Annotated in this window: 3 protein-coding genes; 1 reads left to right on the forward strand and 2 read right to left on the reverse strand. The window is 43.6% G+C overall.

The features are described 5' to 3' along the window. Positions 1-575, forward strand: a 575-nt coding sequence (locus BJP37_RS34035) for a multicopper oxidase domain-containing protein (protein WP_158069897.1), incomplete at its 5' end; no start/stop codon positions are given. A gap of 232 nt (positions 576-807) precedes the next feature. Here BJP37_RS34035 and BJP37_RS43115 read toward each other — a convergent pair. Both BJP37_RS43115 and BJP37_RS43120 read right to left on the reverse strand, forming a co-directional pair. Continuing rightward, positions 808-1,581 carry an MFS transporter gene (locus tag BJP37_RS43115; RefSeq protein WP_229415622.1) on the reverse strand — a complete coding sequence of 258 codons (774 nt, stop codon included), beginning with the start codon at positions 1,579-1,581 and terminating at the stop codon, positions 808-810. Between the two features lie 21 nt (positions 1,582-1,602). Then, positions 1,603-2,115 (reverse strand): MFS transporter, encoded by a 513-nt coding sequence (locus BJP37_RS43120; RefSeq protein WP_229415623.1) that lies wholly within the window; start codon positions 2,113-2,115, stop codon positions 1,603-1,605. Positions 2,116-2,630 lie beyond the last annotated feature (515 nt).

Here is a 2,630-nt window from a genome sequence, read left to right on the forward strand (position 1 = left end):
ATCTGCTGTATCCCTTGCTACACAATGGCTATACCCGCTCTGTCCCCCCGTTAGTATATAGTGACATCACAGGAGAAGAATATTGCCAAAAAGGATACATCGATCAAGAAAACTCTGAATATTGTCAACCCGAACCGGTGAATCGTTTATTTCTAATCAATGGTCAGGCTTTCGGGGAGCCTGATACAGAACCGATACAAGTCGATGCTGAGCAGACTGAAGACTGGACTCTGATAAATCAAACTAAAGCTCATCATACATTCCATATTCACCAGACCCATTTCGTGGTCACTGAATACGAAAATAATCCTGATGCACCTACTGAGATTTATCAACCTACAGAATCTCCTCGTTTACCTATAGGTGAACTAACATATCGGGATAACATCGATTTGCCACCTGGCCAGCAGGTTAAAGTGCGAATTCCCTTTGCTCAAACCCAAGAAATCGTCACTGGCGGCGAAGATAAAGGCGAATTTGTCTTCCACTGTCATATCCTAGCTCATGAAGATTTGGGAATGATGCGGAAGGTTTGTGCGAGCAATGGTGCTTCTGTGCCTTGTCCAGAAGATTAGGCACCCTAACTTTATGTAACTTCTAGAATAAAGTGTCCTAAAAGGACACTTTATTCTTCAAAGAAAGTGTGTTGAAATACCTCAGATTCCCGATAAGGTAGTTTGCTAGGGTGCGTTAGGGGCGGTCGCCCTAATTTTCCGCCTCTTCGTGCTTGGTTTTGACAGCCAGCGCGATTGTAACGGGCAAGATGCCCGTTCCACCCACCGGGTGAAACAGCATGCAGTCAAAATTTTATAACTTAGAACTAGCAAAAGGTTGATCACGAATAGCATCGGGCAATTCCTCTTCCAGCAATCTGAGGCGAGGATACTGATAAGCAGCAATGGTTCCCACAATTGCTAATAAACCGATAACAATATCTAGAAGACCAACTCCACGACCTTGGCCAACTCCAATGATTTGTCCTATATTTCCGGCTAAAAGACCATCAGGAGCCATCAGAGGTTCAAAAATCAGGTCGTCTAGAGGGCCAGCGATCGCATAACCAAGGGTTAAACTGACAGTAGCAATGGGATTTTTCAAACCAAAAACCCTACCCTGTATCTCTGGAGGTACTTTCTTTTGAAACATGACTTGCACTAAACCGCTAATAACCGGATATATAGCTAACAAACAAAAGTCAGAAACCGTAAATAGAGATAGAGAAGGGCGCAAACCGGCCAAGAGAATGAAAAAACCTGTTAGGAGGGTAAAGCCAAATATAGTTTTGATGTAATGCTCCTGAGTTTTCCAGATACTCATCATCAGGCTACCTAATACTACTCCAGAACTGCTAATGGATAAAACAATCCCCAGACCAGTGGGGGAGGTGAGAGATAAAACTAGGGGAGTAGTAAGAACATTAAATATTCCTGTAAATAAGTTATTGCTAGCAAAGAAAATTAATAATGCTAGCAATCCTGGTTTGGTAGTTAGAAAATTCCAGCCAAAGATAACCTCCTTCCAAAAGGATTTGTCCGCTGTCTCTTCCTCTAGATTATTTAACTCCTGAAATTTAACTACCATCAAGGGAACAATGGCAAAAAATCAAGTAGCAAAGTCAATGACAATAATGCCTGGGATGTGAACAAGGGGCAGCAATATACCTGCTAAAACTGGTGCAATGAGTTTAGATACACCCCGCCCCAAACTGGTTAAGCCACTGGCACGGGGTAGGTTTTCTTTTGGTACTAGCAGAGTAGTGGCAGCAGCATAAGCATTAGCCTGAAAGGTACTGAAGCAAGCACTAAGAGCTTCGATGATGTACAATTGCCAAATTTCTAGGTTTCCTGTGATGAATAACCAAGCCATGCTTAAGGTGCAAAGACCAGCACAAAAATCGGCGATAATCATCGTCCAGCGACGGCTCCAGCGGTCTACAAATCCCCCTGCGATTGGGGAAATGAGTAGACTAGGCAAGCTACCACACAAAACCAGTAAGCCGAACTGGGTCACTGAGCCGGTTTCTTGAAACAACCAGACATTGAAGGCAAACTCAGTTAAGCGAGAACCTATCAGGGAGAGAAATTGTCCAATCCAGATGATAATAAATATTCTCATCTAGTCATACACCATTGTGATCTTTACGCGAACAGCCGTTAGCCGTCAGCCGTCAGCTTATTTTATTCAAAAGCATTCAGCTGATAGCTGAATGCTTACAGCTTATTTTCACAGCATTTTTGGGATGTGAGTGGTTTCTGTCTCAGGGGGTGACAAGCGCTCTTTAAAATCTTACAGGGGTTAGGTTTTAGGGGTTAGGTTTTAGGTAAGATTGCCCTGGCGGGATGGATTGATTAAAACTATCATTGACGTTGTATGGTTAAAAGTGCTTCAATTGCTGGCAAATAGAAAGACTCCGATGCGCTCATTTTACCCAACACCTAAAACCTAAAACCTAACACCTATCTAGGTTTGAGCTTTGTTGTCACCCCGTGAGGGTTTCTGTGCTGAGAATGCACCGCGACCCCAACCAGATGTCAATGCCCATTAGCCCATCCCTGGTAAGGGGTTAGGGCGTGTCTTCTTGCCTCGGAGATCCCCCTAAATCCCCCTTAAAAAAGGGGGACTTTGAGAAT

It is taken from the genome of Moorena bouillonii PNG (assembly GCF_001942495.1).
Lineage (GTDB): Bacteria > Cyanobacteriota > Cyanobacteriia > Cyanobacteriales > Coleofasciculaceae > Moorena > Moorena bouillonii.